Origin of the sequence: Sphingobium indicum B90A, assembly GCF_000264945.2 — a bacterium.
Classification (GTDB): Bacteria; Pseudomonadota; Alphaproteobacteria; order Sphingomonadales; family Sphingomonadaceae; genus Sphingobium; species Sphingobium indicum.
Genome location: NZ_CP013070.1, coordinates 2,026,194 through 2,051,835, shown reverse-complemented (window position 1 = coordinate 2,051,835; position 25,642 = coordinate 2,026,194). Strand labels below are relative to the sequence as shown.

Genomic DNA, 25,642 nt, shown 5'->3' with positions numbered 1-25,642 from the left:
GATGAAGGAAGAGGGTTAACGCCCGGCTCAAGGACGAACCGTGCCGTGCATGAGTCGAACGGTTGGAGCGTCATGCGGAAAAGCCGGTCCGGCAGCCTGTCGGAGGGCAGGATCGCTCTCCGCCGCAAGGGATGCTCTGAACTGCTTCAGCGGGACGCGCCCGGCACCCATTTCACATCGCCCGCGCCATTGCCGTTCAGGCGCCGGGCCAGCACGAACAGCAGGTCGGACAGGCGGTTGAGATAGGCCAGCGCGTGCGGATTGAGCGCGACCTCGGCCGCCGCCGCGGTGGCGGATCGTTCGGCGCGACGGGTGACGGCGCGGGCCAGGTGCACGGCCGCTGCCGCCGCCGACCCGCCGGGCAGGACGAAGCTGTCCAGCGGCGCCAGGTCCGCGTTCATGACATCGATCTGCCGCTCCAGCCGCTCGACCTGAAGGGCGACGATCCGCAGCGCCCAGGGTTCGTCCTCTCCGTCCGGGATGGGCGTGGCAAGGTCGGCGCCCAGGTCGAACAGGTCGTTCTGGACCGTCGTCAGCCAGCCCGCCTCCGGCCTGTCGCCGATGGCGATGACGGCAAGCCCGATGGCGCTGTTCGCTTCGTCGACATCGCCCACCGCCTGCATGCGCGGGGCATGCTTGGGCAGGCGCGAGCCGTCGACCAGCCCGGTGGTTCCCCCGTCCCCGGTGCGGGTGTAGATCTTGTTCAGCTTCACCATGCCGGGCGGCGCATCAGCCATTGCCCTTCATCAGCAGCAACAGCGCGACGATGATCACCGCCACCGCCTGGAACAGGATGCGGTTCATCATCATCCTGTTCTGCTTCAGGCTGGACGGGCTGGGTCCGCCCTCGGGCGAGTTCAACTGCTCCTTGGTCATCTGAAGAAAGGCGACGATCCCCCGGATCAATGCGAACAGGGTGGCGCCCATGGCCAGGATCAGGGCGATGACGAGCAGCGTGTTCATGCGCTGAATCTAGGCGCTGGCCAGCGAAATGCCAATCGGAAAGCGCGCATGGCGCAGATCGTCGGCCAGGCGCCGGGGGTCCACGCCCTCCGCCCGCAGATCGGCAAGCGCGATCGACCCGTCCCGCTTGGCCAGCCGCCTGCCGTCCGGCCCGGCCAGCAGCGGATGATGGACATAAAGGGGGGACGGCAGGCCAAGCAGCGCCTGGACCAGCCGGTGGATGTCGGTCGCGCTCCGCAGGTCGTCGCCGCGCAGCACATGGGTCACGCCCATCGCCGCATCGTCCAGCGTGCAGGAGAGATGATAGCTGGCGGGCGCGTCTTTGCGCGCCAGCACGACGTCGCCGGCGGCAAGCGGCTCGGCGCGGACGGGCGACGCCGCGTCGTCGGCGGGCGGGAAGGGCAGGGCGCGCCAATGCAGCGGCCCGGCCTGCGCGACCGCGCGCGCCATGTCGATCCGCCAGGCATGCGGCTCCCCCGCCGCGATCCGCCTTGCCCGCGCCGCTTCGTCCAGCCGCCGGCATGTGCCGGGATAGACCGGCCCCTCCGGCCCATGCGGGGCGGCGGCGCTGGCGGCTATGTCGGCGCGGGTGCAGAAACAGGGATAGAGCAGGCCCATCGCCTCCAGCCGCTCCAGCGCGGCCCGGTAGCGGTCCAGCCGCGCCGACTGGAAGACGATCTCCCCGTCCCAGGCGATGCCCAGCCAGCGCATGTCCTCGACGATGCCGTCGACATGCTCCGGCCGGCTGCGGGTGCCGTCTATGTCCTCGATCCGCAGGCGGAAGGAACCGCCCCGCGCATGGGCCAGGTCCATCGCCAGCAACGCCGACCAGGCGTGCCCCACATGCAACCTACCCGTGGGGCTTGGGGCGAAGCGAGTCACCATATGCTGTGGCTGTGCCGATTGAGTCATACAGGCCCTTGACGGGGTGGGGGTGTTAATGCTGTCATGCCGGCGTCACGTTTCTGAACGATCAGGGCGGTGGCGAAAGGGGGTTGAAGGGTAATATATGTACCATCCCGACCTGATACGACATCCGGAAAACTGTCCGGCTTTGGTGCTGAATGCGGACTACACGCCTTTAAGCTATTATCCACTGAGCCTCTGGCCCTGGCAAACCGCCATCAAGGCGGTTTTTTTGGATCGGGTGGACATCGTCGCCAGTTATGAGCGGCAGGTGCACAGCCCCAGCCTTCGGATGCAGATCCCATCGGTGATCGCGCTGAAGCAATATGTGAAGCCGTCGGAACATCCCGCCTTCACCCGGTTCAACCTGTTCCTGCGCGACAAGTTCGCCTGCCAATATTGCGGCTCCCCGAACGACCTGACCTTCGACCATGTCATTCCGCGCCGCGCCGGCGGGCGGACGACCTGGGAAAATGTCGCGACGGCCTGCTCGCCCTGCAACCTCAAGAAGGGCGGCCGCACGCCGAAGGAGGCGCATATGCAATTGCACGTGACGCCGATCCGCCCGACGAGCTGGCAGTTGCAGGAACATGGCCGGGCCTTCCCGCCCAACTATCTGCACGAAAGCTGGCACGACTGGCTTTACTGGGACGTGGAACTGCTGGCTTGAAATCCTGGGCGGGGGGACCGCATGCTCCCGCCCGCGCGGGAACAGGCCGCGTCCCTCATTCCATTCCCGGCAGCCAGTCCAGGTCCATATCCTTGTGCCGGTTGGTGTAATGGCCGATCTCCTCCAGCCGCGCCATGTCGCGCAGGGTGATCCGCCCATTGGCCCGGCTGATCAGCCCTTCCTGCTCCATCTGCCGGATCATCCGGTTCACATGGACGGAGGTGAGGCCGATGGCGTCGCCGATCTCCTCCTGCGTCAGCTTGAGGTCGAAGCTGTCGGTGATGCTGTCGTCCGTCACCCGCAGGCGATCGAATATGTCCAGCAGGAAGGACGCCACCCGCGCCTTGGCCGACGTCCGCCCCAATGAGGCGAGCCGGTCGGTCAGCGCGACGCGCTCCGCATTGGACAGCAGGAACAGCAGCGCCGCGACGCGGGGATATTCCTCCAGCAGGCGGCGCAGCGCATGCTTGTCGAACGGGCAGATGATCGCGTCCGACAGAGCCACCAGCGATTCCGGCGCCCGGCTGTAGATCGTGCTGGCCGATCCGATGAAATCGCCCGGAAAATAGACGCGCAGGATCTGCCTGCTGCCGTCGGGCAGGATGACGAAGCTCATCACCCGCCCTTCGCGCAGGACGAACAGTTCGGTCACCATCTCGTTGACGCGCTGGATCATCGCGCCGCGCCTCACCTTGCGGGGATTTTCCTCCAGCCTCGTAAGCGCCTTCTTCTCCGCATCGGACAGGGGCACATGCTTCGCCAACCTGTCCGCGAAACAACTTGTTGCCACCAAAAACACCTTTTTGCTTGCATTGTCGTTACGATGGCAAAACGCCCCACGCGTCTTTTGGCTGCATTTCCGCAAACTGCACTAAACTCGATCAATAATGGGCGGGCGAACGCACAAATGTTTCAAGGGCGCGCAGAAACGCGCCCATGAACGGACAGCCGCGCCGCACGCCTTGCGGAAACCGGAATTAACGTTAAGAACCCAGCCGATGGACCGCATTCACATCCGCGGCGGCAAAGCGCTGAACGGCCGCCTTCCCATTTCCGGCGCGAAGAACGCCGCGCTGACCCTGCTGCCCTGCGCGCTGCTGACCGACGAGCCGGTGACGCTGCGCAACCTGCCGCGCCTGGCGGACGTGGACAGCTTCGGCCACCTGCTGAACCAGCTTGGCGTGTCGACCATGGTGGAGGGCGCCCGGCCGGAGGATTTCGGCCGCGTCATGACCATGCGGGCAGGCCGCGTCACCTCTACCGAGGCTCCCTATGACATCGTGCGCAAGATGCGGGCGTCGATCCTGGTGCTCGGCCCGCTGCTCGCCCGCGCGGGCGAGGCGCGGGTGTCGCTGCCCGGCGGCTGCGCCATCGGCAACCGGCCCATCGACCTGCACCTGAAGGCGCTGGAGGCGTTCGGCGCGGTCATAGAGATCAACGCCGGCTATGTCCGCGCCAGTTCGCCGGACGGGGGCCTGCCGGGCGGCATCTACACCTTCCCGGTGGTGTCGGTCGGCGCGACGGAAAATGCGCTGATGGCCGCCGTGCTGGCCAAGGGCACCTGCACCCTGGAAAATGCCGCGCGGGAGCCGGAGATCGTCGACCTCTGCAAGCTGCTGATCGCCATGGGCGCGGACATAGAGGGCGTGGGCTCCGACAAGCTCGTCATCCACGGCCGCGACCGGCTGCACGGCGCGACCTACAGCGTCATGCCCGACCGGATCGAGGCGGGCAGCTATGCCTGCGCCGCGGCGATCACCGGCGGGTCGCTGGAACTGGCGGGCGCCTGCGCCGACGACATGCACGCCATCCTGGCCGCGCTGCGCGACGCCGGGGTCCATGTCGAGGAACTGAGGGACGGCATCAGGGTGTCGGCGGACGGCCGGCTGCGCCCGCTCACCATCTCGACCGCGCCTTTCCCGGCCTTCCCGACCGACATGCAGGCGCAGTTCATGGCGATGCTGACGCTGGCCGACGGCGCATCGGTGCTGACGGAGACGATCTTCGAAAACCGCTACATGCACGTGCCCGAACTGGCCCGCATGGGGGCGGACATCGGCGTCAACGGCCGCACGGCGGTGGTGCGCGGGGTCGACCGGCTGGTCGGCGCGCCCGTCATGGCGACCGACCTGCGCGCCTCGATGAGCCTCATCCTCGCCGGCCTCGCCGCGGAGGGGGAGACCCAGGTCAACCGCGTCTATCATCTCGACCGCGGCTATGAACGGCTGGAGGAGAAGCTCTCCGCCGTCGGCGCGGACATAGAGCGCGTCAGCGATGGCTGAAGGACGCGGGCTCGAGACGGACCGCGCGGCGCTGCTGGCGCGCTACGATCTCGATACCGGGGGCTTCGACACGCTCGACCAGATCACCGCCTTCGCCGCCGCGCTGTGCGAAGCGCCCATCGCCCTGGTCAGCGTCGTCGAGGATGAACGCCAACGTTTCCTCGCCCGCAACGGCCTGGATGTGGAAGAAACCCCCCGCGACATATCCTTCTGCGCCCATGCCATGCAGGGTCCGGAAATCTTCGTGGTGTCCGACGCGACGCGGAACCCCGATTTTCGCGACAACGCCCTCGTCACGGGGGCGCCCTTCATCCGTTTCTACGCCGGTGCGCCGCTGATCGACGGCGAAGGGGCGTCGCTGGGCGCGCTCTGCGTCATCGACGACAAGCCGCGCGACGACCTGACGGATCTTCAGCGCCAGGGGCTTTCCCTGCTCGCCCGCCAGGTCATGGTGGAACTGGAGGGCCGCCGCCGCGACCGCGACGTGATCGCCCGGCAGCAAAGGGACGCGCAGGCGGTGGCGGAAAGCGACCGCATGTTCCGGACCCTGGCCGACACCATGCCGCAAATGGTCTGGTCGACGCTGCCGGACGGCTATCATGATTATTACAATGCCCGCTGGTATGAATTCACCGGCGTTCCCGCGGGATCGACCGATGGCGAGGGATGGAACGGCATGTTCCATCCGGACGATCAGGAACGCGCCTGGGGGCGCTGGCGCCATTCGCTGGAAACCGGCGAACCCTATGAGATCGAATATCGGCTGCGCCATCATGGCGGCGATTATCGCTGGACATTGGGCCGCGCCCTGCCGATCCGGGACGAACATGGGGCGATCGTGCGCTGGATCGGCACCTGCACCGACATTAACGACCAGATCGCCATGGTGGAGGAGCGGGAGGTCATCGCCCATGAACTCTCCCACCGGATCAAGAACATATTTTCGGTGATTTCCGGGCTGATCGGCCTGTCGGCGCGCCAGCATCCGGAAATCCGCGCCGTCGCCGACGACCTGCGCGACCGCATCATGGCGCTGGGGCGCGCCCATGATTTCGTGCGGCCCCACGGCCCCAATTCGCAGCCGGACAAGGGCGAGGGGCGGCTCTGGGGCATATTGGAACAGATTTTCGCGCCCTATCGCGACGCGCTGGGTCCGCGCATCCATTTTTCCGGCGACAATCCCGAAATCGACGACCGCTCGGCCACGCCGCTGGCGCTGCTGTTCCATGAACTGGCGACCAACGCCGCCAAATATGGCGCGCTCTCCCTGCCCGACGGGCGGGTGAAGATGGAGGTGAAGGACGAGGACGGCCAGATCCGCATCGACTGGCGGGAGGAGGGCGGTCCGTCGACCGTCCCCCCGACCGGCGAGGGTTTCGGCAGCCGCCTGATGCAGCTCAGCGTCGAACGGCAACTGGGCGGCCGCATGACCCGTGACTGGCGGCCCGAGGGCCTCAGCCTCAGCCTCTGGATTCCAGCGCGCTCCATGAGCCGGACGCCGGCAGGAAAGGGGTGAAGCCGGCGATTTCGGCGGCTTCCAGTTCGGGCCGCTCGGTGGCGGCCAGATGCAGCGTCTCGGCGATGCTGCGGGCGCGGAAAGGCTTGGTGATGACGCCCAGCGCAGCGACGGAGGCGGCGCCGATCTGCGCCGGATTGGCCGTCACATAGATGACGCGGATGCCATATTGGCTGGCCAGTTCGACGCCGATGCCCGGCCCGGTCGGGCCGTCGCGCAGGTTGAGATCGACCAGGGCGATGTCGCAATCATAGGCCGCGTCGAGCGCCGCCTGGCGATCCGCCGCGATGGCGCCGACGGTAAAGCCCGCGTCCTCCACGATATGCTCGATTTCCAGCGCGACGAAAATCTCGTCTTCTACGATCAGAACCTTTTTGCTCATTCCAACGTCCAGGCAACCGGAGGCGTAAAATGCGCAAATCGCCGGGCGGTTCCCCAAGGCGCTGAAATTTTTTCAGGCGCCGTCGGGCGGCACGCTGGTCCAGAGCGTTTCGAACGCGGTGCCCCGCATCAGCAGCACGGAGGCGGGATAGCCCGCGCCGCTGGCCTTGCGGGCGGTGTCGGTGGCGTTTTGCACCGCCGCCTCCCGCGTCGCGAAGGGGCCGTAATAGCGGTTGTCGAGGTTGATCTTCCACACGCCCTCATGTTCCAGGACGATGTAGCGGGCATGGGGCAGGGGCACTTACAAGACCTCCGTATTATAATGGTGCCAGGCCATGATCGCCGCCGCGCCGCGATGGGGGCGCCAGGGTTCGGCCAGTTCCCGGGTCAGCTTCTCGCCGGGCCGTTCGGGCAGGCCCAATATCCGCCCGATCTCGATCTGCACCGCCAGGTCTCCCGCCGGCCAGACATCCGGCCGCCCTTCCGCGAACAGCAGATAGATTTCCGCCGACCAGCGCCCGATCCCCTTGATCCGCACCAGTTGCGCGATGGCTTCCTCATCGTCCTGGGGCAGGTCGTGCAGGTCGATGCCGCCGCTCACCACCAGTTCCGCCAGGCTGCGGGCATAGCCCTGCTTCTGCCGCGACAGGCCGCAGGCGCGCAGCGCGTCGAAATCGCGGGAGAGCAGGGCGTCCGGCGCGCAGCCCGCGCCCAGTTCCGTCTCCAGCCTGCGCCAGACGGCGGCGGCCGCGGCGACGCTCACCTGCTGGCCGACGATGGTGCGCAGCAGGGTTTCATAGCCCGGTTCGCGCATGCGGGGCAGGGGATAGCCGACCCGGCCGATCGCCGCGGCGAAACCCGGCTCCATGGCGGCGATGACGTCCAGGCTGGCCCGCAACTCTTCCGCTGTATTCACCATCAATTGTCGCCCGGCCCTTGATTTCCCGTCGCCCGTCCGACATGAGCGGCGGGAAAAGATATGAGGGATCTGGGTACATGGCGAAACTGATCGTGGTCAACCGTTCGGGCGAAGAACAGGCGGTGGAGGCGCAGAGCGGCCTTTCCGTGATGGAGATCATCCGCGACAACGGCTTTGACGAACTGCTGGCGCTGTGCGGCGGCTGCTGCTCCTGCGCGACCTGCCATGTCTTCGTCGACCCGGCCTTCGCCGACAGCCTGCCCGCGATCAGCGAGGATGAGAACGACCTGCTCGACAGTTCCGACCATCGCAACGAGACCAGCCGCCTGTCCTGCCAGTTGCAGTTCAGCGATTCGCTGGACGGCCTGCGCGTGACGATCGCCCCGGAAGACTGAGTCCCCCCCAAAAAATTCCTCCCTATGCGAAGCATGGGGAGGGGGACCGGCCGAAGGCTGGTGGAGGGGAAATACGCAGGTCGTGCCCCCTTCCCCTCCACCAGCCTTCGGCCGGTCCCCCTCCCCATCTCCCGATGGGGAGGAACAGGTCGCACCCCCAACCGTCCACCGCCGCTAAGGCCGCACCCTCAGCGTGGCCGCAGGCGCCTCGCCGGTCAGCGGCGTCACCTTCCACACGATCCGCTTGCCCTGCGGCATATTCTGCGCGCCGTCCTCCTGATTCTGGCTGACGATCTCCGCATCGGTGGTCAGCGTGAACAGCCCGTCCAGCGCCTTGGCCGCATCCTCGCCCGCGCCCCCGCCCATCGGGTTCTGGCTCTTGTCATAGCCGTTGGAATAGCCCGGCGCCTTCACCCGCACCCGGTCCTCCCCGCGCAGTTCCACCGCGACGAAGGGCAGCACGATCTGCGCATCGCTGTTGAACGGAAAGAGGAAGGCGTGGGTCAGCCGACCGCCGATGGCATAGTCGATCTCGAACCGCCGGTTCCCCATATAGCGGGCCGACCGAAATCCCTTTTCCTTCGAAAGCGCCGCCGCGATGGCCTGCATCTGCTGCTCGTCGCCCTTGCCGTCCTTGCCGTCGAAACTCTCCCCCTGCTCCTTCGATTGAAGCGCGGTGCGCAGGCTGCTCTGCCTATCCTTGGGCGCGGCATCGTCTATCGGATCGTCGCCCGACGGCATGGAGCCAAGCCCCTTGCCGACATCCGACGCCAATATCTCGCCCTTATAGGTGAAGCTGAAACTCCGGTCGGCGCGGATATCCAGCGTCGATTCGAACCTGCCCGGCGTCACCAGACAGGCCGACAGCAGCAGACTGGCCGCCAGCACCCCGGCGAAGCGAAGAAAAGCGCCCATGTCCACCCCCCGTCAGTCGCTCTTACCGGCTGGCCGCCGCGTAGAGGGCAATCGCCGCCGCATTGGACACGTTCAGGCTTTCCATGCGCGGACTGATCGGCAGTTTAGCCAAAATGTCGCAATGCGCCATGCTGTTGTGCCGCAGCCCTTCGCCCTCGGCCCCCAGCACCAGCGCGACCCGTGACGTGCCGATGGCCTCGCCCAGGGTCTGCTCCGCCGCGCCGTCCAGCCCGATGCGCCAGTAACCCGCCTCCGCGATCTCATCCAGAGCGCGGGCCAGGTTCACCACCCGCACCCAGGGCACGATCTCCAGCGCGCCCGAAGCCGACCGCGCCAGCACCCCCGATTCGGGCGGCGCATGCCGGTCCTGCGTCACGATGCACAGCGCGTCGAACGCCGCCGCAGACCGCAGGATCGCGCCGACATTATGCGGGTCCGTCACCTGGTCCAGCACCAGCACCGGGCGCTTGTCGTCCTGCCCCGCCTCCAGCACGTCGCCCAGCCACACATCGTCCAGCGGCTCCACCTCCGCCACGATGCCCTGATGCGGCGCGTCCGACGGCACCATCCGGCCCAGATCGGCAACATCGGCATAGACGATGGGCAGGACCGGCGGCAGGTCGAGCGCATTCAAAGCGTCCCGCGTCCCCCATATCTTGCGCACCACCCGGTCGGGATTGGCCAGCGCGGCGATGACGGCATGCCGTCCATAAAAACGGGGGAAAGTGCCCTTGGCCTTTCCGGTGCGATTTCCTCTTTTCATGGGAAGCGCTCTTTTCACATTGAGCCATTGACAGGCAAGTCTCCTTTCGCCATTGGAGCGCCCTCCAGCCGGTCGGGGCACTCTCCGACGCGGTTAGGCGACTGGACAGGTGGCCGAGTGGTTAAAGGCAGCAGACTGTAAATCTGCCCGGGTTTCCCGTACGCTGGTTCGAATCCAGCCCTGTCCACCATCGCCCCCCTCAGGCCGCACTGACCGGCCTTATGGCTCAGCCCATCTCTCCGCCGGTTGCTTGCATGCGTCGACGGGATAAGTGCGGTTCATCCGACATCTGCTACACTTCCCCTGATGAGCATCAACCGCCGCGCCGTCCTGACCGCTGCCCTTGCCGGCTTCCTCACGCTCCCGCTGCCCCGCCGCGCCCTCGCGGCGGGCGAGGTGGAGCGCGTGGACGACCTGATCGCTCGCATGACCATAGAGGAAAAGGCGGGCCAGATGACCTGCCTGGCCGACAGTTTCCGCCCCTATAACCCGCCCAATCCGCAGGTCGGCATCCAGAATGAAAGGCAACTGGCGGACGAGATCCGCAAGGGCAGGGTCGGCTGCCTGTTCAACGGCATCGGCGTGGCGGGCGCCCGCCGCGCACAGGACATCGCGCTCAAACAAAGCCGCCTCGGCATCCCCCTGCTGTTCGCGGGCGACGTGATCCATGGCCTGAAGACCATCTTCCCCGTGACCCTCGCCGAATCGGCCAGCTTCGATCCGGCGCTCGCCGAACGCACCGCCCGCGCCATGGCGGTGGAGGCGACGGCGGCGGGCCTGCACCTCACCTTCGCGCCGATGGTCGACGTCGCCCGCGACCAGCGCTGGGGCCGGGTGGTGGAGGGGGCGGGGGAGGACGTCGCCCTCGGCAGCCTCTTCGCCGCCGCCCGCGTGCGCGGCTTTCAGGGCCGCGATCTGCGCCGCGACGACAGCCTGCTCGCCTGCCCCAAGCATTTCGCCGCCTATGGCGCGGTCGCGGGCGGCCTGGAATATGGCAGCGTCGACATCAGCGAAGAGACGCTGCGGGAGACGCATCTGCCCCCCTTCGGCGCGGCCTTCGCGGCAGGCGCGCTCGCCACCATGGCGGCGTTCAGCGAGATCAACGGCGTCCCCGCGACAGCCGACCGCGACCTCCTCACCGACCTGCTGCGCGGCGAGATGAAATTCCGCGGCTTCGTCTTTTCCGACTATACCGCCGACGAGGAACTGATCGCCCATGGCTATGCGGAGGATGAGCGCGACGCCGCCCGCCTCGCCATTCTCGCGGGCGTCGACATGTCGATGCAGAGCGGCCTCTATATCCGCCACATCCCCGATCTGGTGAAGAGCGGCGCGGTGCCGATGGAGACGGTCGACGTGGCCGTCCGCCGCATCCTCTACGTCAAGACCGCCATCGGCCTGTTCGAAAACCCCTACCGCTCATTGAATGAGGAAGTGGAAAAGACCCGCATCTTCACGCCTTCCCATCGCGCCCTTGCCCGCGAAGCCGCCACGCGCTCCATCGTGCTGCTCCAGAACAACGGCGTCCTCCCCCTCGACCCCGCCAGGGGCCAGACCATCGCCCTGATCGGCCCCTTTGCGGAGGACAGGATGAACGTCTACGGCCCCTGGGCCTTTTACGGCGACAAGGGGAAGGGCGTCGACATCGCCACCGGCCTGCGCGCCGCCATGCCGGACCCGTCCAAATTGCTGATCGCGCCGGGCAGCGGCATATTGACGCCCATCGACGGCGGCGTCGCCAAGGCGGTGGAGACCGCGAAGGCGGCGGACATCGTCCTCCTCGCGCTGGGTGAATCGCAGGACATGTCGGGGGAGGCGCAATCGCGCACCGCCATCGAAATCCCCATCGTGCAGCAGGCGCTGGCCGACGCGGTCGCCGCCACCGGCAAGCCCGTCATCGTCCTGCTCCGCCACGGCCGCGCCCTCGCGCTGCACGACGGCGTGGCCAATGCGCAGGCGATCCTCGCCACCTGGTTCCTGGGTTCGGAATCCGGCCACGCCATTGCCGACATTATTTTCGGCAGGGAAAACCCCTCCGCCAAGCTGCCGGTCAGCTTCCCCTGGGAATCGGGGCAGGAGCCTTTCTTCTACGACCGCAAATCGACCGGCCGCCCGGTGATCGACAACCGCACCGAATATCGCTCGCGCTACACGACCACCGACAACAGCGCCCGCTTTCCCTTCGGCCACGGCCTCAGCTACAGCGAGTTCGTTCTCGACCAGCTCAAATTCTCCGACACCGCGCTCCGCTGGGACGCCGCCATCGGCATCACCGTCCGCGTCACCAACAAGGGCCAGCGCAAGGGCAGCGAAGTGGTCCAACTCTACATCCGCGACCGCGTGGCGAGCCGCACCCGCCCCATCCGCGAACTCAAACGCATAGAGCGCGTCACGCTGGGACCGGGGGAAAGCAAGACGCTCCGCTTCTCCCTCTCCCGCATCGACCTGGAATTCGTCGGCGCAGGCAACCGCCGCATCGCCGAACCCGGCGCCTTCGACCTGTGGATCGGCCAGTCCAGCGTCGGCGGCCTGCAGGGCGCCTTCACCCTCTACGCCGCAGGATAGCAGCGGCCATGGGCCTTCACCCCATAACGTCATCCCGGGCTTGACCCGGGATCCCGCTTTCTTTTCTTCCGCCGCGCCAGGGGAAGCTGGACCCCGGGTCAAGCCCGGGGTGACGAAACCCGGATGGAGTGGGCGAAACCCTGTCCTACACCCCCGCGACCATGCCATAACCCCACCGGCTCTTTCCCACCGTCAACCCACCCACCCCGCACTAGGGTGTGTGGGGATTCAGCCCATGGCGGGCTGCAAATGGCGGACTTCTGCGCTTCCGGTGCTCACGTACTGAAGTACGCTGCGCGCCGGTTCTCGAATTCCACCATTTTCGCCTCGCCCTGAACTGAATCCCCACACACCCTAAGCGGGCACCTCCGCGCACCCATTCCGCAAAAATTCTCCTATTGCGAAATCAACGCCACCACTCCGCACCCACGCAAATGCGTGGGCCACAACGCCGTGAACTTCGCAACGACAGCACCTGCTGCAAAACTCCACCCCGACGCCTTCACCCCACCTCGCGCCTCTATTTTTTCGTTTCCGCATTTTCCGAGTCAGCAGGTGATACCACCCGCTTTGAAAATGCTTTAGAGGCCCCCTCCATGCTCAACCTGAACGGCATCACCGTGCGCCTCGGCGGCCGCGCTATTCTCGACCGCGCCAGCGCCGCGCTGCCGCCGCGCAGCCGCGTCGGCCTCATCGGCCGCAACGGCGCGGGCAAATCGACCCTGATGAAGGTGATGATCGGCCAGATCGACCCGGATGAGGGCAGTTGCGACATGCCCCGCGACACCCGCCTCGGCTATATCGCGCAGGAAGCGCCGTCGGGCACCGCCACCCCCTTCGACACCGTCCTCGCCGCCGACAGGGAACGCGCCGAACTGATGGCGGAGGCGGAGCATACGCAAGACCCCGACCGCCTCGGCCATATCTACGAACGGCTGAACGCCATCGACGCCTATACCGCGCCGGCCCGCGCCGCCCGCATCCTGGTCGGCCTGGGCTTCGACGAGGAAATGCAGGGCCGCCCGCTCGACAGCTATTCGGGCGGCTGGAAGATGCGCGTGGCCCTCGCCGCCCTGCTCTTCTCCAATCCCGACCTGCTGCTGCTCGACGAGCCGTCCAACCATCTCGACCTGGAAGCGACGCTCTGGCTGGAAAACTTCCTCAAAAGCTATCGCGGCACCGTCGTCGTCATCAGCCATGAGCGCGACCTGCTCAACAATGTGGTCGACTATATCCTGCATCTGGAGGGGGGCAGGGTCACCCTCTATCCCGGCGGCTACGACGCCTTCGAACGGCAGCGCGCCGAACGCCTCGCCCAGCAGGAGGCCGCCCGCGCCAAGCAGCAGGCGGAGCGTGAGAAATTGCAGGATTATGTCGCCCGCAACTCCGCCCGCGCCTCCACCGCGAAACAAGCCCAGTCCCGCGCCAAGGCGCTGGCGAAGATGCAGCCCATCGCCGCCGCCATCGAAGACCCGACGCTGCATTTCGGCTTCCCCAGCCCGCCCGAACTGCGCCCACCGCTCATCACCATGGACATGGCGGCGGTCGGTTACAACGACACGCCCGTCCTGCGCCGCGTCAATCTGCGCATCGACCCCGACGACCGGCTGGCGCTGCTCGGCCGCAACGGCAATGGCAAGACCACGCTGGCCCGCCTGATCGCCGCGCAGTTGAAGCCGATGGAAGGCGCGATGAACGCTTCGGCCAAGATGAATGTCGGCTATTTCACCCAATATCAGGTGGAGGAACTGGACGTCGGCGACACGCCGCTCGAACATATGAGCCGGGTGATGAAGGGCGCAACCCCCGCCGCCGTCCGCGCCCAGCTGGGCCGCTTCGGCTTCTCCGGCGAGCGGGCCACGCAGAAGGTCGGCTCCATGTCGGGCGGCGAAAGGGCGCGGCTGGCGCTCGCCCTCATCACCCGCGACGCGCCGCACCTGCTGATCCTCGACGAGCCGACCAACCATCTCGACGTCGACAGCCGGGAGGCGCTGGTGCAGGCGCTGAACGACTATTCGGGCGCGGTGGTGATCGTCAGCCACGACCGCCACATGATCGAACTGGTGGCCGACCGCCTCGTGCTGGTCGACAACGGCACGGCCCAGCCCTTCGACGGCAGCCTGGAGGATTATACCGACATCATCCTGCGCAAGGCCGACGGAAACGGTGGCGGCAATGGGGGTTCGGGGGGCGATGCCCCGAAGACCGACCGCAAGGCGGAAAAGCGCAACGCCGCGCAATGGCGCGAACGGCAGAAGGCGGCGAAGAACGCCGTCAGCAGGGCGGAAAAGGAAATGGCCGCGCTGGCCGCCGAACGCAGCCGCATCGACCAGGCGCTGTTCGACCCCAAAAGCGCGACCGGCGCGGAGGCGAAGATGACCATGACCGAACTGATGATGAAGCGCGCCGACCTCGAAAAGAAACTGGAAGCGGCCGAAGAAAGCTGGATGGAAGCCAGCGCCGCGCTGGAGGAACTATAAGAGCCTGCTCCGCACCAGCGCTGACCTTCACCCGCCCGAAGGTTCCTCCGTCAAAGGCCCCTCCAACCCATCCGCCCCCGTCCGCATCTTCGTCACGATATTCCACGTCGCGATGAACAGCGCCGCGATCACCGGCCCGATGACGATGCCGTTGAACCCGAACAGGTCGATCCCGCCCAGCGTCGTGATCAGCACCACATAGTCGGGAATCCGCGTATCCCGCCCGACCAGTATCGGACGCAGGATATTGTCCACCATCCCGATCACGAACATGCCGCAAAAGGCGAGGATCAATCCCTCCACCACCGCCCCGGTCACGAACAGGTAGATGGCGACCGGCACCCAGACCAGCCCCGTCCCGACCGCCGGGATCAGCGAGAAGGCCCCCATCAGCACGCCCCACAGCAGCGCCCCCGGCAGCCCCAGCGCCCAGAACACCACGCCGCCGATCACCCCCTGCACGATGGCGACGACGATGCTGCCCTTGATCGTGGCGCGGGTGACGATGACGAACTGCTGCATCAACGCCTGGCGATAGGCGGTGCGCATCGGCGCCGCCCGGTCCACCATCGCCGCCAGCTTCGGCCCGTCGCGCAACAGGAAGAAGGTCAGGTACAGCATCACGCCCAGCGCCATCAGGAAGCTGAAGGCGCTCTGCCCGATCTGCAGCGCCTGCGTCGCCACCGTGCGGAAACTGGACGTTATGCCCTCGCTCAGCATCTCGCGCACCGCGGCGAAATTGGTGATGCCCAGCCGCTCCAGAAAGGCCGCGGCCCATCTGGGCAGGCTCGCCTGGAACTGCGCGAACATGCGGGCGAAGTTGATCTCGCCGGTTTGCACCTTGGCGTAGAAGAGGGTCGCTTCCTGCACCAGCGCCATGGCCAGGATGATGGCCGGCACGATCACCAGCGCGACGATCAACAGCAGCGTCAGCGCCGCCGCGCTGTTCCGGTGCCGGGGCATCATGCCGACCAATCCCTGGTTGACGGGGGCGAACAGGATGGCGGCGATCACGCCCCACAATATGGCCGCGAAAAAGGGTTCGATCACCAGGGCGAAGGCGACCGAGACGATGAGGACGAAGCCCAGGAAGACTCCATCCTCTATCCGCGCTGCTGACGGCTCTTTATTGTCCATGACGCCGCTTTGGCAGAAGTCCCGATGTAAATCTATCCGCCGGTCATTCCGCCTTGGCACTGAACCCGAAGCTGACAGATACCTTGGGGTCCAGCCCCGCGCTGCTGTCGCCATTGCCGACGCCGAAGGATGCGCGGGCTATGGTGGCCGATCCGGAAACCTTGCGCGCCTTGCCGGTGCCGGACAGGGTGAAGCGGATGCTCTGCGGCTTGCTCACGCCCTTGAGGGTCAGGGTGCCAGAGGCGCGATAGCCGTTCGCGCCGGCCTTCTCCGCGCCCTTTGCGGTGAAGACGGCCTTGGGGTGCGCCGCCGCGCCGAAAAATTCGTCCCCGGCCAGCATGCCGTCCTTGTAGCTGTCCCCGACGCTGGCGCTTGCCAGGTCGATCTCCACGCGGATGTCGGCGCTGTCCGGATGGTCCGGGTCCATCGCGATCTTCGCCGTCCATCTGGAAAAGCCGCCGCTGATCGTCTCGCCGCCGTTCCCGACGGAAAAGCCGATGGTCCCGCCGGGCTGCACCGCCCAGGAGGGCGGCGGGCCGGCCGGTTCTTCCGCCGCCGCCGCATTGTCGGCTTCGGCCGGGACAGCAGCATTGCCGGCACTGTCGGCCGGCTCTGCGGCATTGGCGGGCGTTTCTTCTTCCTCCCCGACCGCCGCTGGCAGGACCGGCGCGGCGGCCGCCTTCGGAGCGGGCGCAGGCAGGATGACGCGCCCCAGGACGAACCCCAGCGCGATCAGCGCGGGCAAGGCCGCCAGCCACAGCGGAGAGCGGGCGGGCATCATCCGCCACAGCAACCCGTCGCCCTTCAGGACATGATGCCGCAGCGCGCCCGCGACATGCAGCGCGAACAGCGCGATGCCGATCCAGGCGATCAGGCCGTGCCCGCCCTCGGCCAGTTCATGCGCGTTCATGGGCAGGGGCAGGTGGGGCAGGGGGACGATGCCGAAGATCAGGGTCGGCACCTTCACCTTCGCGGTCGACACCAGCGCCCATCCCGTCAGCGGCGCACCCAGCATGAAGAGGTAGAGCCCCGCGTGCACCGCCTTGGCCAGGGCGCCCTGCCAGCCGCGCTCGACCGGCGCCGGGCGCGGCTTCCAATAGCGTATGGCGATGCGGGCGCAGGTCAGCAGCAGGATAGAGATGCCGATCGACTTGTGCCATTGGAACAGCGCGAAGCCGCGCGCGCCGAGATCTTCCAGCGCCCATCCCACCGCGATCTGGAAGGCGAGCAGGGCGGCGATCGCCCAGTGCAGGAAAATGGCCAGCCGGCTATAGCGTTGCATCAAGACCCCCATGCGACAATGTGGCGCGGAAGCTATGCCGCGCCTGCGCGGAAGTCCACCGCCGCGCCGGGAAACGATCCGTTACCTCAACGGATGAACGGCCTTCGCGCCTGTGTCATAAAGGTCGCAGCCCGACCAATTTCCACCTGATGATTGCATCCCGGCGGCCAGTGGCTAAGAGCATAGGAAAACAGGACACAGGACAAGCAGGACATGGCCAAACCCGAATCCTGGCGCCTTAGCCCGGCAGCTTATCGTTTCGTCACCAGCATCGACACCCGCTTCCAGGACATCGACACGATGGGCCACATCAACAATGTGGCGATCTCCGGCATATTCGAAACGGCCCGCATCCGGTTCCACCATCATCTGGGCCGCCATCCGCAGGAACAGGGGGTGCGCTGGCTGGTCGCGAACGTGAACCTGAATTTCGTCGAGGAAGCCCATTTCCCCTATCCGTTCGAGGTGCATTGCGCGATCGGCCATATCGGCCGCACGAGCTGGACCATCAGTTCGGCCGGCTTTCAGAAAGGGGTGTGCGTCGCGACCGCAGACACCACCGTCGTCACCCATGGGTCGGAGGGACGTCGCGCCATAGACGAAACCCTGCGCGAGGCGATGGAACGCAATTTCATCATCCGCCCCGACTGAATGTCGATCGGTCCTGGCGGAAGCCGTCCATGCGGCGGCTCCACTGGAAGGCGATGACCGCGGCCTTGGCCGGCTGGATCATCGCCAGCGCGAGCAGGATCGCAAGGCCGGGCCATAGCGCCGCCTGCACCCCCAGCGGAATGTCCAGCGCCGCGTTCACCTCTATCATCAGCGGCACGAGCAGGTGCCCCAGCAGCAATATGACGATATAGGCGGGGAAATCGTCCGCCCGCGACGCGTCCCACGCCTGCCCGCAATGGCGACAGGCGGGGCTTGGCTTCAGGAAGCGCGCGAACATGCGGCCTTCGCCGCAGGCGGGGCAACGGCCCCTGAGGGCAAGCGCGAGCGCCGGCCGCAAAGGCCGCGCCGCATCGTCATGGGGCAATCCCTGATCCATCGCCTTCCCCTATGGCCAATGGACGGTCCGCGCAATATGCGCGCATCCTGTTAGAGCTTCCGCGCCGCGCAAAGCCTGTTAAGAAGCGGCCATGCGCCTTCCGGGACCGACCGAAACCTTCGTCCTGTTCGACGACGCCCGCACGCGGGCGCCCGCCCCCGCGCGCCTCTATCGCGATCCGGTGTCGGTCATCGCCGCCCATCGGCTGGCGGAGGTGCAGCCGGCGCTGGACCGCCTGGCCGAAGCGGCGGAGGCCGGGCTGCACGCCGCCGGCTTCATCGCCTATGAAGCCGGGCTGGCGCTGGAGGATCGCCTCCACCCGCTGGCGGAGCGGCACCGGCAGGACCGGCCGAAGACGCCGCTTCTCTGGTTCGGCCTGTTCGAAGGGGTGCGCCTGATCGATCCGGGCGCCATGACCGGCCTGCTGCCCGATCCGGCGGGCGCCGGGGTGGACAGCGTCCAGCCGCTGATCGACGAGGGCGCCTATCGCGCCGCCTTCGCCCAGGTCCAGGACTATATCCGCGCCGGCGACATCTATCAGGTCAACCTGACCTTTCCCTGCGCCGCGCATTTCAGCGGCGATCCCATGGCGCTCTATGCCGCGATCCGCCCGCGACAGCAGGCCGGTTATGGCGGCATGCTGCGCACCGGCGACCATATGATCCTCTCCTTTTCGCCGGAGCTGTTCTTCACCCATGTCCGCGGCCAGTTGACCGCGCGCCCGATGAAGGGCACCGCCCCCCGCGATCCCGACCTGGCCCGCGACGCCGACCTCATCCAATGGCTGGAGCGGGACGCCAAGCAGCGCGCCGAAAACCTGATGATCGTCGACCTGCTGCGCAACGATCTGTCGCGGGTCTCCCGCGCCGGCACGGTCACGGTGCCCGACCTGTTCAAGGTGGAAACCTATCCGACCGTCCACCAGATGGTGTCGACCGTCCGGGCGCGGCTGCTGCCTGGCCTTTCCCCGGTCGACGTGCTGCGCGTCCTCTTCCCCTGCGGGTCGATCACCGGCGCGCCCAAGGTTCGGGCGATGGAGATCATCGATGCGGTCGAACCCTTCGCGCGCGGCGTCTATACCGGCTCCATGGGCTGGATCGATCCGTCGGGCGACGCCGCGTTCAATGTTGCCATCCGCACCATTTGCGTCGAAGAAGGCAGCAGGGAGGGGCGCCTGGGTCTGGGATCGGGCATCGTCGCGGATTCGGATGTCGCGTCCGAATGGGCGGAATGCCTGGCCAAGGGGCGCTTCCTCGCACCGGCCTGATTCATCGGCGCCATCATCGATCGGCATAAGGGGTTTGCGGTTTTCCATGGCATTGGCTGACGGACGGTTCGATCTGCTCGAAACCATGGCCTTCGATCCGGTCGAAGGCATCAGATTGCTGGAACTGCATCTGGAGCGGTTGAAGACCAGCGCGGAAGCGCTCGACTTCGCCTTCGACCGTCATGACGTGCGCAATGAGCTTCAGGCCGCGACCTTCCGCCTGCGGGAGCGCAGCCGCCTTCGCCTGCTGGTGTCGCGCCGGGGCTCCATCGCCATCGAAGTGCGCGAATATCGCACCTGGCCGCAGGCGATCATGCAGGTCGCGCTCGTCCCCCGCAACGCGCCCGCCGCCGATGCGCGGCTGGCGCACAAGACGACGGACCGCTCCCTCTACCGCGACGCCTTGCATCGCGGGGGCACCTATGAGGTGGTGATGACGGATGAGGAGGGCTTCGTGACGGAGGGCAGCTTCTCCTCCATCTTCATCGAACGCGGCGACAAGCTGCTGACGCCGCCTTTGTCGCGCGGCGTGCTGCCGGGCGTGCTGCGCCGCAGCCTGCTCGACATGGGCGAGGCGGTGGAGGCGGACCTGCGCCCCCGCGACCTGGAAAATGGCTTCTTCATCGGCAATGCCGCGCGCGGCATGGTGGCGGCGTCGCTGTCGCGTTGATGCGCCGAACCGATTTTCCCTGACCCTTATATCCGCACCTGCGGCCACCGGACGCCAACTGGCGGTTGCCCCTTCTTTCGTTGCGCACTAAGGAGCCTGCCGTCCGTATCATTGCGGGCCTTGGGGATTCTTCAGAAAGATTGTCACGATGAGCCAGACTTCCGCAGCCCTCGGTCGCATCCAGCCCTCCGCCACCCTGGCGATGAGCGCGCGCGTGAATGCCCTGAAAGCCGAAGGCGTGGACGTCATTGGCCTCTCCGCCGGCGAACCGGACTTCGACACGCCCGACTTCGTGAAGGAGGCGGGGATCCAGGCGATCCGCAAGAACCTCACCCGCTACACCGATGTCGACGGCACCGCCGACGTCAAGGACGCCGTCGCCTTCAAGTTCAAGCGCGACAATGGCCTGCTCTACAAGCGCAGCCAGATCAGCGTGAATTCGGGCGGCAAGCACACGCTGTTCAACGCGCTGGTCGCGACCGTCGATCTCGGCGACGAGGTCATCATTCCGGCGCCCTATTGGGTCAGCTATCCCGACATCGTGAACTTCGCGGGCGGCACCCCGGTCTTCATCGAGGCGCCGGCGAGCCAGGGCTACAAGATCACCGCCGCCCAGCTCGACGCCGCGATCACGCCCAGGACCAAGTGGGTCATGCTGAACTCGCCCTCCAACCCGTCGGGCGCGGCCTATTCGGCGACGGAGCTGAAGGCGCTGGGCGAGGTGCTGCTGCGTCATCCGCATGTGCTGGTGATGACCGACGACATGTATGAGCATGTCTGGTATGCGCCGACGCCCTTCGCCACCATCGCGCAGGTCTGTCCCGACCTCTACGACCGCACGCTGACGGTCAACGGCTGTTCCAAGGCCTTTTCCATGACGGGCTGGCGCATCGGCTTTGCCGGCGGCCCGGAATGGCTGATCAAGGCGATGGGCAAGCTCCAGTCGCAGTCGACCAGCAATCCCTGCTCGATCAGCCAGGCGGCCGCCGTCGCCGCGCTGACCGGCGATCAGGATTTCCTGGAGGAACGCAATGCCGCCTTCAAGAAACGCCGCGACATGGTCGTCGCCATGCTGAACGACGCGCCGGGGCTGGACTGCCCGACGCCGGAGGGCGCCTTCTACGTCTATCCCGACGCCAGCGGCCTGATCGGCAAGACGACGCCCAAGGGGCAGGTCATCGACAGCGACGAAGCGCTGATCGGCTATTTCCTGGACGAAGCCAAGGTCGCCGCCGTCCATGGCGCGGCCTTCGGCCTCTCCCCGGCCTTCCGCATCAGCTACGCCACCTCCGATGAGGTGCTGCGCAAGGCCTGCACCCGCATCCAGGAGGCCTGCGCTGCCTTGAAGTGACCGTTTCAATCCCCCTGTCGAAGATGGGTGAGGGATTGAAGCTGGAGAGGGGAAGGGCGGAACAGGCCTGCCTTCCCCTCCCGACCCCCCTCTTTTAGGCTGTATCGACATTCAGCCCTGACGGCCTGCAAATGGTTGAAGCGAGTCACGTGCCTCGCTTCAATTTCCGTGCTTCCGGTGCTCACCTACTTTGAGTAGGCTGCGCGCCGGGTCACGGAAAACCACCATTTTCGGCTCGCCATCTTCTGAATGTCGATACAGCCTAGGAAATGGAAAATTTCCCCGTCGCCGTCTTGCGGATGGAGAGAGGGAGTTTATATCCCGTTTCGAACCGAAACTGGCTTGGTCCGACATCCATCGTTCCGCATCGGGCGTTGGTCGAAACTGCCCTGGCGCAGCGTTCATCCGGGACTAAGCCGCGCGACATTCATGGCCGCCCCTTGCGGCGGCCGAGACGACCGAAAGGAAGAACGCCATGTTGGCCTTCTTGAAATCCGACCTGTTCCTGCGCTTTCTGGGCGGGTTCGCGATCGGCGCGATCGGCGTCTTCGTGCTTCAGCCGAACAGCGACGCGCCGCCGCTGACCGGCCAGGCCATGGCGGCGTCGGCCCCGGCTCCGATTGTGGACAATGCGGCGCGCTGACGGCATCGCCCTCGCCTTTCTGGCGGCTTTGGCCGTCGCTTCCCCCTTGCGCGCGGAACGGGCGGTGCTCGCGCCGGTTCCGGCGGTTGACGCCGCCCCGGCCCGAAAGCTCGAAACCGCCATTTTCGCGGGCGGCTGCTATTGGGGCGTCGAAGGCGTCTTTTCGCATGTGAAGGGCGTGCGTCTCGCCGTGTCCGGCTTCGCGGGCGGCCCGCGTGGCCGCAGGGTGGATTACGAACAGGTGAGCGAGGGCGATACCGGCTTTGCCGAATCCGTCCGCGTCACCTACGACCCCAGGCAGGTCAGCTACGGCACGTTGCTGCGCATCTTCTTCTCGGTGATCGCCGATCCGACCACGCTCGACTATCAGGGTCCGGATCACGGCACGCAATATCGCAGCGCGCTGTTCCCCCTGAACGCGGAGCAGGAACGGGCCGCCAGGGCCTATCTCGTCCAGCTTGGCCAATCGGGCCTCTGGCGCGACCCCATCGTCACCCGCATCGAACGCTTCACCGGCTTCCAGGATGCGGACGACTATCATCAGGACTTCCTGAGGAAAAACCCCCGCCACCCCTATGTCCAGCGATGGGACATACCCAAGCTGACGGCCCTCAAGGCGCTGTTTCCCGCATTTTACAGCGACCGCCCCTCTGCTTGAAAGGAAATTTCATGAGCGACACCCACGGCCTCAAGCTGCTCTCGACCCTGCATGAAGACGGTCGCCTGACCGTCGAACTGGCGGAAGAAACGCTCCCCGCGCCCAAGGGCGACGAAGTGCTGGTCCGGGTGGAAGCCGCGCCGATCAATCCTTCCGACCTGGGTCTGCTGTTCGCTGCCGCCGATCTGGCGAATGCCGATTATGCGGAGGGCCGGATCGTTGCCCGCATGTCCGATCCGGCGCGCCGAGCGCTGGCGGGGCGCGTCGGCCAGCCCATGACCATCGGCAATGAAGCCGCCGGCACCGTCATGGCCGCGGGCGAGGCGCCGGAAGCCCAGGCATTGCTGGGCAAGCGGGTCGCGATGATCGGGGGCGGCATGTTCGCGGAATACCGCCTGCTTGGCGCCGCAGGCTGCATGGCCCTGCCGGACGATGTCACGGCGGAGCAGGGGGCGTCGGCCTTCGTCAACCCGCTGACGGCGCTGGGCTTCGTCGAAACCATGACGCGTGAAGGGCACAGGGCGATAGTGCACACCGCCGCCGCCTCCAATCTGGGCCAGATGCTGGTGCGCATTTGCCAGGAGGACGGCATTCCGCTGGTCAACATCGTCCGCAATGAAGCGCAGGTGGCGATCCTCCAGGACATGGGCGCCGAATATGTGCTGGACAGTTCGAAGGAGGACTTCGTCGCCCGGCTTCAGGATGCGGTCGCTGCCACCGGCGCCACCATCGCCTTCGACGCGATCGGCGGCGGCCATCTGGTCAGCCAGATTCTCAACGCCATGGAGCAGGTGGTGAGCAAGAACGCGCCCTATAGCCGCTATGGCTCGGACATATTGAAGCAGGCCTATATCTACGGCGCGCTGGACATGTCGCCGACCATCCTGACGCGCAGCTTCGGCTTTGGCTGGAATATCGGCGGCTGGCTGCTTTTCTCCTTCCTGCAAAAGGCGAGCACCGAAACCGCCGAGCGCCTGCGCCAGCGGGTGCGCGATGGCCTGACGACCACCTTCGCCAGCCATTACAAGGCGCGCATCTCCCTCAAGGAAGCGCTGAGCCGCGACGCGGTGCTGACATATAGCGCCCGCCGGACGGGGGAGAAATATCTGATCGTACCCAATGGCTGAGTTGGGGTGGGAAGCGGACCTTTCCCCTATTCGTCACCCCGGACTTGATCCGGGGTCCCGCTTTTCTTGTAAACTAGCGCCCAGCCCAAGACAGCGGGACCCCGGATCAAGTCCGGGGTGACGGAAAACGGATGACCGCAACTGGCCGAAGCGCCCCTCTATAGAAAGGTCGTAGCCGCCGCCATTGCGCCAGCCCCCGCCAGGCCAGCCAGCAGCGCCACCAGCATGTAGCGCCAGCCGCTGCCCACCCGGATCAGCCTGACCTCCGTCAGGGGCGGCGGCGGGGGGGCGCCGCCCTTTTCCGGAAAGGCCTCCTCGATCCGCTTCACGAGGCCCGGCAGGCGCTGCAAGATCCGGACATTCTCGATCAGCGCGTCGGCGGCCTTCGCCTCCGGCCCCAGTTCGGCGCGCAGCCATTCCTTCACATAGGGGCCGCTCGTCTCCCACAGGTTGATGTCAGGGTCGAGCGCGGTCGCGACGCCCTCCACCATCACCATCGTCTTCTGCAGCAGCAGCAGATGCGGCTGGGTCTGCATGTCGAAATCGCGGGTGATGGCGAACAGGCCGTCCAGCATGCCGCCGACCGACAGTTCGCGCACCGGCTTGCCCCGCATCGGTTCGCCCACGGCTCTGAGCGCGGTCGCGAACTCCTCGACATTGTGATGGCCCGGCACATATTGCGCCTCGAAATGGATTTCCGCCACGCGGCGGTAATTGCCGGTGATGAGGCCGTAGAGGATCTCCGCGAGCCACATCCGCGCCCGCCGGTCGATCCGGCCCATGATGCCGAAATCGATCGCGACGATGTCGCCATTGGCGGTGACGAACAGATTGCCCTGATGCATGTCGGCATGGAAGAAGCCTTCGGCGATCGCCTGGCGCAGGAAGGCGTTGACCAGCCTTGCCGCGATCTCCTTCACATCATGGCCGGCGGCGATCAGCGCGTCCCGGTCGGAGATCTTGACCCCGTCGATCCACTCCATCGTCATGACCTTGCCGGTCGTGCGGTCCCAATCGATGGCAGGCACGCGATAGCCGGGCATGGCCTCCATCGCCTCGCCCAGTTCCGAAGCCGATGCCGCTTCGCGCCGCAGGTCCAGTTCCCGCGCCGTCCAGCGCTTCATGTTCGCGATGACGAGGCGGGGACGGAGGCGGGCCACTTCGCCGCCCAGCATCTCGACATGGGCGGCGGCCCATTCATAGGTCTGGATGTCGCGGTTGAACTGGTCGATGACGCCGGGACGGATCACCTTCACCGCGACGTCGCGCCCGTCCGTCGTCACGGCGCGGTGCACCTGCGCGATGGATGCGGCTCCCACCGGCGCCTCGTCGAAGCGGCTGTAGAGCGTTTCCAATGGCCGCCCGAAGCTCTGCTCCATCTGCGCCCGGATGGTGGCGAACGGCACGGGGGGCAGGGCGTCCTGCAGGCGCAGCAGGTCGTTCGCCGCATCCTCCCCCACCAGGTCGGGGCGCGTCGCCAGCGTCTGGCCCAGCTTGATCGCCGCCGGGCCGATCGACTGGAAGGCGTCGGCATAGCGCGGCTGCCGGGGCACCCGCGCGCCCAGCCGCGCCACCCGCACCAGCCGCCGCACCGGCGTCGGCGTCAGCGGATCGCGCTCGATCCCGGTCAGCGCGCCATGCCGCGCCAGGGTGCGGCCCCATTTCAGCAGCCGCCAGATATGCGTGAGGTGGGAAGGCATCGCT

Annotated in this window: 26 protein-coding genes and 1 tRNA gene; 14 read left to right on the top strand and 13 right to left on the bottom strand. The window is 66.6% G+C overall.

Annotated elements, in window-relative coordinates; genetic code table 11:
- Positions 1-146 precede the first annotated feature (146 nt).
- The 3 genes from SIDU_RS10015 to gluQRS are packed head-to-tail and all read right to left on the bottom strand — an operon-like array spanning position 147 to position 1,848.
- Positions 147-716 carry a cob(I)yrinic acid a,c-diamide adenosyltransferase gene (locus tag SIDU_RS10015; RefSeq protein ID WP_025771764.1) on the bottom strand — a complete coding sequence of 190 codons (570 nt, stop codon included), beginning with the start codon at positions 714-716 and terminating at the stop codon, positions 147-149.
- A gap of 13 nt (positions 717-729) precedes the next feature.
- Positions 730-963: a twin transmembrane helix small protein gene (locus tag SIDU_RS10010; RefSeq protein ID WP_007687646.1), complete on the bottom strand. Its 234-nt coding sequence runs from the start codon at positions 961-963 to the stop codon at positions 730-732.
- A 9-nt stretch (positions 964-972) separates the two neighbouring features.
- Positions 973-1,848 carry a tRNA glutamyl-Q(34) synthetase GluQRS gene (gluQRS, locus tag SIDU_RS10005; RefSeq protein WP_073507135.1) on the bottom strand — a complete coding sequence of 292 codons (876 nt, stop codon included), beginning with the start codon at positions 1,846-1,848 and terminating at the stop codon, positions 973-975.
- A 124-nt stretch (positions 1,849-1,972) separates the two neighbouring features.
- Between gluQRS and SIDU_RS10000 the strand changes: the two genes are divergently transcribed.
- Complete coding sequence (locus SIDU_RS10000) at positions 1,973-2,539, top strand: HNH endonuclease (protein ID WP_007687648.1); 567 nt, start codon at positions 1,973-1,975, stop codon at positions 2,537-2,539.
- A 55-nt stretch (positions 2,540-2,594) separates the two neighbouring features.
- Here SIDU_RS10000 and SIDU_RS09995 read toward each other — a convergent pair whose 3' ends face one another.
- Entirely contained in the window at positions 2,595-3,332 is a 738-nt protein-coding gene (locus SIDU_RS09995) for a Crp/Fnr family transcriptional regulator (RefSeq protein ID WP_025160496.1), read from the bottom strand.
- Positions 3,333-3,537: 205 nt separating this feature from the next.
- Here SIDU_RS09995 and murA point away from each other — a divergent pair, with 205 nt between their 5' ends.
- Both murA and SIDU_RS09985 read left to right on the top strand, forming a co-directional pair.
- Positions 3,538-4,821, top strand: a complete 1,284-nt coding sequence (gene murA, locus SIDU_RS09990) for a UDP-N-acetylglucosamine 1-carboxyvinyltransferase (protein ID WP_007687655.1) — start codon at positions 3,538-3,540, stop codon at positions 4,819-4,821.
- A complete protein-coding gene (locus tag SIDU_RS09985) occupies positions 4,814-6,337 on the top strand; it encodes a sensor histidine kinase (RefSeq protein WP_007687656.1) in 1,524 nt (507 codons plus the stop codon). The genes murA and SIDU_RS09985 overlap by 8 nt, the downstream gene beginning before the upstream one ends.
- Here the strand turns inward: SIDU_RS09985 and SIDU_RS09980 are convergent.
- From SIDU_RS09980 to SIDU_RS09970, 3 genes are all read right to left on the bottom strand, one after another.
- Positions 6,282-6,719, bottom strand: coding sequence for a response regulator (locus SIDU_RS09980; protein WP_007687657.1), 438 nt, complete (start codon positions 6,717-6,719; stop codon positions 6,282-6,284). The two genes, SIDU_RS09985 and SIDU_RS09980, sit on opposite strands and share 56 nt — an antisense overlap.
- A gap of 72 nt (positions 6,720-6,791) precedes the next feature.
- Positions 6,792-7,019 carry a hypothetical protein gene (locus tag SIDU_RS09975; protein WP_007687658.1) on the bottom strand — a complete coding sequence of 76 codons (228 nt, stop codon included), beginning with the start codon at positions 7,017-7,019 and terminating at the stop codon, positions 6,792-6,794.
- Positions 7,020-7,637 carry a DNA-3-methyladenine glycosylase family protein gene (locus SIDU_RS09970; protein ID WP_007687659.1) on the bottom strand — a complete coding sequence of 206 codons (618 nt, stop codon included), beginning with the start codon at positions 7,635-7,637 and terminating at the stop codon, positions 7,020-7,022.
- A gap of 77 nt (positions 7,638-7,714) precedes the next feature.
- Here SIDU_RS09970 and SIDU_RS09965 point away from each other — a divergent pair, with 77 nt between their 5' ends.
- Positions 7,715-8,032: a 2Fe-2S iron-sulfur cluster-binding protein gene (locus SIDU_RS09965; protein ID WP_007687660.1), complete on the top strand. Its 318-nt coding sequence runs from the start codon at positions 7,715-7,717 to the stop codon at positions 8,030-8,032.
- A gap of 174 nt (positions 8,033-8,206) precedes the next feature.
- Here SIDU_RS09965 and SIDU_RS09960 read toward each other — a convergent pair whose 3' ends face one another.
- Positions 8,207-8,947: a hypothetical protein gene (locus SIDU_RS09960; protein ID WP_007687661.1), complete on the bottom strand. Its 741-nt coding sequence runs from the start codon at positions 8,945-8,947 to the stop codon at positions 8,207-8,209.
- Positions 8,948-8,969: 22 nt separating this feature from the next.
- The gene (gene rlmB, locus SIDU_RS09955; protein WP_007687662.1) at positions 8,970-9,710 is read right to left on the bottom strand and encodes a 23S rRNA (guanosine(2251)-2'-O)-methyltransferase RlmB; all 741 of its coding nucleotides are present in this window, start codon (positions 9,708-9,710) and stop codon (positions 8,970-8,972) included.
- 103 nt (positions 9,711-9,813) lie between these two features.
- On the opposite strand from rlmB, the gene SIDU_RS09950 reads away from it, so the two are divergent.
- From SIDU_RS09950 to SIDU_RS09940, 3 genes are all read left to right on the top strand, one after another.
- Positions 9,814-9,900, top strand: a tRNA-Tyr gene (locus tag SIDU_RS09950).
- A 116-nt stretch (positions 9,901-10,016) separates the two neighbouring features.
- Positions 10,017-12,275 (top strand): glycoside hydrolase family 3 N-terminal domain-containing protein, encoded by a 2,259-nt coding sequence (locus SIDU_RS09945; protein WP_007687668.1) that lies wholly within the window; start codon positions 10,017-10,019, stop codon positions 12,273-12,275.
- Positions 12,276-12,871: 596 nt separating this feature from the next.
- Complete coding sequence (locus SIDU_RS09940; RefSeq protein ID WP_007687670.1) at positions 12,872-14,755, top strand: ABC-F family ATP-binding cassette domain-containing protein; 1,884 nt, start codon at positions 12,872-12,874, stop codon at positions 14,753-14,755.
- 27 nt (positions 14,756-14,782) lie between these two features.
- Here SIDU_RS09940 and SIDU_RS09935 read toward each other — a convergent pair whose 3' ends face one another.
- The gene (locus SIDU_RS09935) at positions 14,783-15,892 is read right to left on the bottom strand and encodes an AI-2E family transporter (RefSeq protein ID WP_007687672.1); all 1,110 of its coding nucleotides are present in this window, start codon (positions 15,890-15,892) and stop codon (positions 14,783-14,785) included.
- A 43-nt stretch (positions 15,893-15,935) separates the two neighbouring features.
- Positions 15,936-17,174: a YceI family protein gene (locus tag SIDU_RS09930; RefSeq protein WP_007687673.1), complete on the bottom strand. Its 1,239-nt coding sequence runs from the start codon at positions 17,172-17,174 to the stop codon at positions 15,936-15,938.
- Between the two features lie 213 nt (positions 17,175-17,387).
- Here SIDU_RS09930 and SIDU_RS09925 point away from each other — a divergent pair, with 213 nt between their 5' ends.
- Positions 17,388-17,825: an acyl-CoA thioesterase gene (locus tag SIDU_RS09925; RefSeq protein WP_007687676.1), complete on the top strand. Its 438-nt coding sequence runs from the start codon at positions 17,388-17,390 to the stop codon at positions 17,823-17,825.
- On the opposite strand, the gene SIDU_RS09920 is transcribed toward SIDU_RS09925, so the two are convergent.
- Positions 17,809-18,222 carry a DUF983 domain-containing protein gene (locus tag SIDU_RS09920; RefSeq protein ID WP_007687678.1) on the bottom strand — a complete coding sequence of 138 codons (414 nt, stop codon included), beginning with the start codon at positions 18,220-18,222 and terminating at the stop codon, positions 17,809-17,811. The two genes, SIDU_RS09925 and SIDU_RS09920, sit on opposite strands and share 17 nt — an antisense overlap.
- Before the next feature lie 91 nt (positions 18,223-18,313).
- Here SIDU_RS09920 and pabB point away from each other — a divergent pair, with 91 nt between their 5' ends.
- The 6 genes from pabB (at position 18,314) to SIDU_RS09895 (ending at position 23,938) form a co-directional block, all read left to right on the top strand.
- On the top strand, positions 18,314-19,489 hold the full coding sequence (gene pabB, locus SIDU_RS09915; RefSeq protein WP_007687679.1) for an aminodeoxychorismate synthase component I: 1,176 nt from the start codon (positions 18,314-18,316) through the stop codon (positions 19,487-19,489).
- 46 nt (positions 19,490-19,535) lie between these two features.
- Entirely contained in the window at positions 19,536-20,159 is a 624-nt protein-coding gene (locus SIDU_RS09910) for an aminotransferase class IV (protein ID WP_007687680.1), read from the top strand.
- 148 nt (positions 20,160-20,307) lie between these two features.
- Positions 20,308-21,510 (top strand): pyridoxal phosphate-dependent aminotransferase, encoded by a 1,203-nt coding sequence (locus tag SIDU_RS09905; RefSeq protein WP_007687681.1) that lies wholly within the window; start codon positions 20,308-20,310, stop codon positions 21,508-21,510.
- A 475-nt stretch (positions 21,511-21,985) separates the two neighbouring features.
- The gene (locus SIDU_RS19805) at positions 21,986-22,153 is read left to right on the top strand and encodes a hypothetical protein (RefSeq protein WP_007687689.1); all 168 of its coding nucleotides are present in this window, start codon (positions 21,986-21,988) and stop codon (positions 22,151-22,153) included.
- A complete protein-coding gene (gene msrA, locus SIDU_RS09900) occupies positions 22,140-22,811 on the top strand; it encodes a peptide-methionine (S)-S-oxide reductase MsrA (protein ID WP_007687690.1) in 672 nt (223 codons plus the stop codon). Before SIDU_RS19805 ends, msrA begins: the two co-directional genes overlap by 14 nt.
- Before the next feature lie 11 nt (positions 22,812-22,822).
- Positions 22,823-23,938, top strand: a complete 1,116-nt coding sequence (locus SIDU_RS09895; protein WP_007687691.1) for a zinc-binding dehydrogenase — start codon at positions 22,823-22,825, stop codon at positions 23,936-23,938.
- A 158-nt stretch (positions 23,939-24,096) separates the two neighbouring features.
- Here SIDU_RS09895 and ubiB read toward each other — a convergent pair whose 3' ends face one another.
- Positions 24,097-25,638, bottom strand: a complete 1,542-nt coding sequence (gene ubiB, locus SIDU_RS09890; RefSeq protein ID WP_007687692.1) for a 2-polyprenylphenol 6-hydroxylase — start codon at positions 25,636-25,638, stop codon at positions 24,097-24,099.
- Positions 25,639-25,642 lie beyond the last annotated feature (4 nt).

Excerpts from the sequence above, each read along its gene's own strand:
- SIDU_RS10015 (WP_025771764.1), bottom strand. The coding sequence starts at position 716 with ATGGTGAAGCTGAACAAGATCTACACCCGCACCGGGGACGGGGGAACC.
- SIDU_RS10010 (WP_007687646.1), bottom strand. The coding sequence starts at position 963 with ATGAACACGCTGCTCGTCATCGCCCTGATCCTGGCCATGGGCGCCACC.
- gluQRS (WP_073507135.1), bottom strand. The coding sequence starts at position 1,848 with ATGGTGACTCGCTTCGCCCCAAGCCCCACGGGTAGGTTGCATGTGGGG.
- SIDU_RS10000 (WP_007687648.1), top strand. The coding sequence starts at position 1,973 with ATGTACCATCCCGACCTGATACGACATCCGGAAAACTGTCCGGCTTTG.
- murA (WP_007687655.1), top strand. The coding sequence starts at position 3,538 with ATGGACCGCATTCACATCCGCGGCGGCAAAGCGCTGAACGGCCGCCTT.
- SIDU_RS09985 (WP_007687656.1), top strand. The coding sequence starts at position 4,814 with ATGGCTGAAGGACGCGGGCTCGAGACGGACCGCGCGGCGCTGCTGGCG.
- SIDU_RS09980 (WP_007687657.1), bottom strand. The coding sequence starts at position 6,719 with ATGAGCAAAAAGGTTCTGATCGTAGAAGACGAGATTTTCGTCGCGCTG.
- SIDU_RS09970 (WP_007687659.1), bottom strand. The coding sequence starts at position 7,637 with ATGGTGAATACAGCGGAAGAGTTGCGGGCCAGCCTGGACGTCATCGCC.
- SIDU_RS09965 (WP_007687660.1), top strand. The coding sequence starts at position 7,715 with ATGGCGAAACTGATCGTGGTCAACCGTTCGGGCGAAGAACAGGCGGTG.
- SIDU_RS09960 (WP_007687661.1), bottom strand. The coding sequence starts at position 8,947 with ATGGGCGCTTTTCTTCGCTTCGCCGGGGTGCTGGCGGCCAGTCTGCTG.
- rlmB (WP_007687662.1), bottom strand. The coding sequence starts at position 9,710 with ATGAAAAGAGGAAATCGCACCGGAAAGGCCAAGGGCACTTTCCCCCGT.
- SIDU_RS09945 (WP_007687668.1), top strand. The coding sequence starts at position 10,017 with ATGAGCATCAACCGCCGCGCCGTCCTGACCGCTGCCCTTGCCGGCTTC.
- SIDU_RS09940 (WP_007687670.1), top strand. The coding sequence starts at position 12,872 with ATGCTCAACCTGAACGGCATCACCGTGCGCCTCGGCGGCCGCGCTATT.
- SIDU_RS09935 (WP_007687672.1), bottom strand. The coding sequence starts at position 15,892 with ATGGACAATAAAGAGCCGTCAGCAGCGCGGATAGAGGATGGAGTCTTC.
- SIDU_RS09930 (WP_007687673.1), bottom strand. The coding sequence starts at position 17,174 with ATGCAACGCTATAGCCGGCTGGCCATTTTCCTGCACTGGGCGATCGCC.
- SIDU_RS09925 (WP_007687676.1), top strand. The coding sequence starts at position 17,388 with ATGGCCAAACCCGAATCCTGGCGCCTTAGCCCGGCAGCTTATCGTTTC.
- SIDU_RS09920 (WP_007687678.1), bottom strand. The coding sequence starts at position 18,222 with ATGGATCAGGGATTGCCCCATGACGATGCGGCGCGGCCTTTGCGGCCG.
- pabB (WP_007687679.1), top strand. The coding sequence starts at position 18,314 with ATGCGCCTTCCGGGACCGACCGAAACCTTCGTCCTGTTCGACGACGCC.
- SIDU_RS09910 (WP_007687680.1), top strand. The coding sequence starts at position 19,536 with ATGGCATTGGCTGACGGACGGTTCGATCTGCTCGAAACCATGGCCTTC.
- SIDU_RS09905 (WP_007687681.1), top strand. The coding sequence starts at position 20,308 with ATGAGCCAGACTTCCGCAGCCCTCGGTCGCATCCAGCCCTCCGCCACC.
- SIDU_RS19805 (WP_007687689.1), top strand. The coding sequence starts at position 21,986 with ATGTTGGCCTTCTTGAAATCCGACCTGTTCCTGCGCTTTCTGGGCGGG.
- msrA (WP_007687690.1), top strand. The coding sequence starts at position 22,140 with ATGCGGCGCGCTGACGGCATCGCCCTCGCCTTTCTGGCGGCTTTGGCC.
- SIDU_RS09895 (WP_007687691.1), top strand. The coding sequence starts at position 22,823 with ATGAGCGACACCCACGGCCTCAAGCTGCTCTCGACCCTGCATGAAGAC.
- ubiB (WP_007687692.1), bottom strand. The coding sequence starts at position 25,638 with ATGCCTTCCCACCTCACGCATATCTGGCGGCTGCTGAAATGGGGCCGC.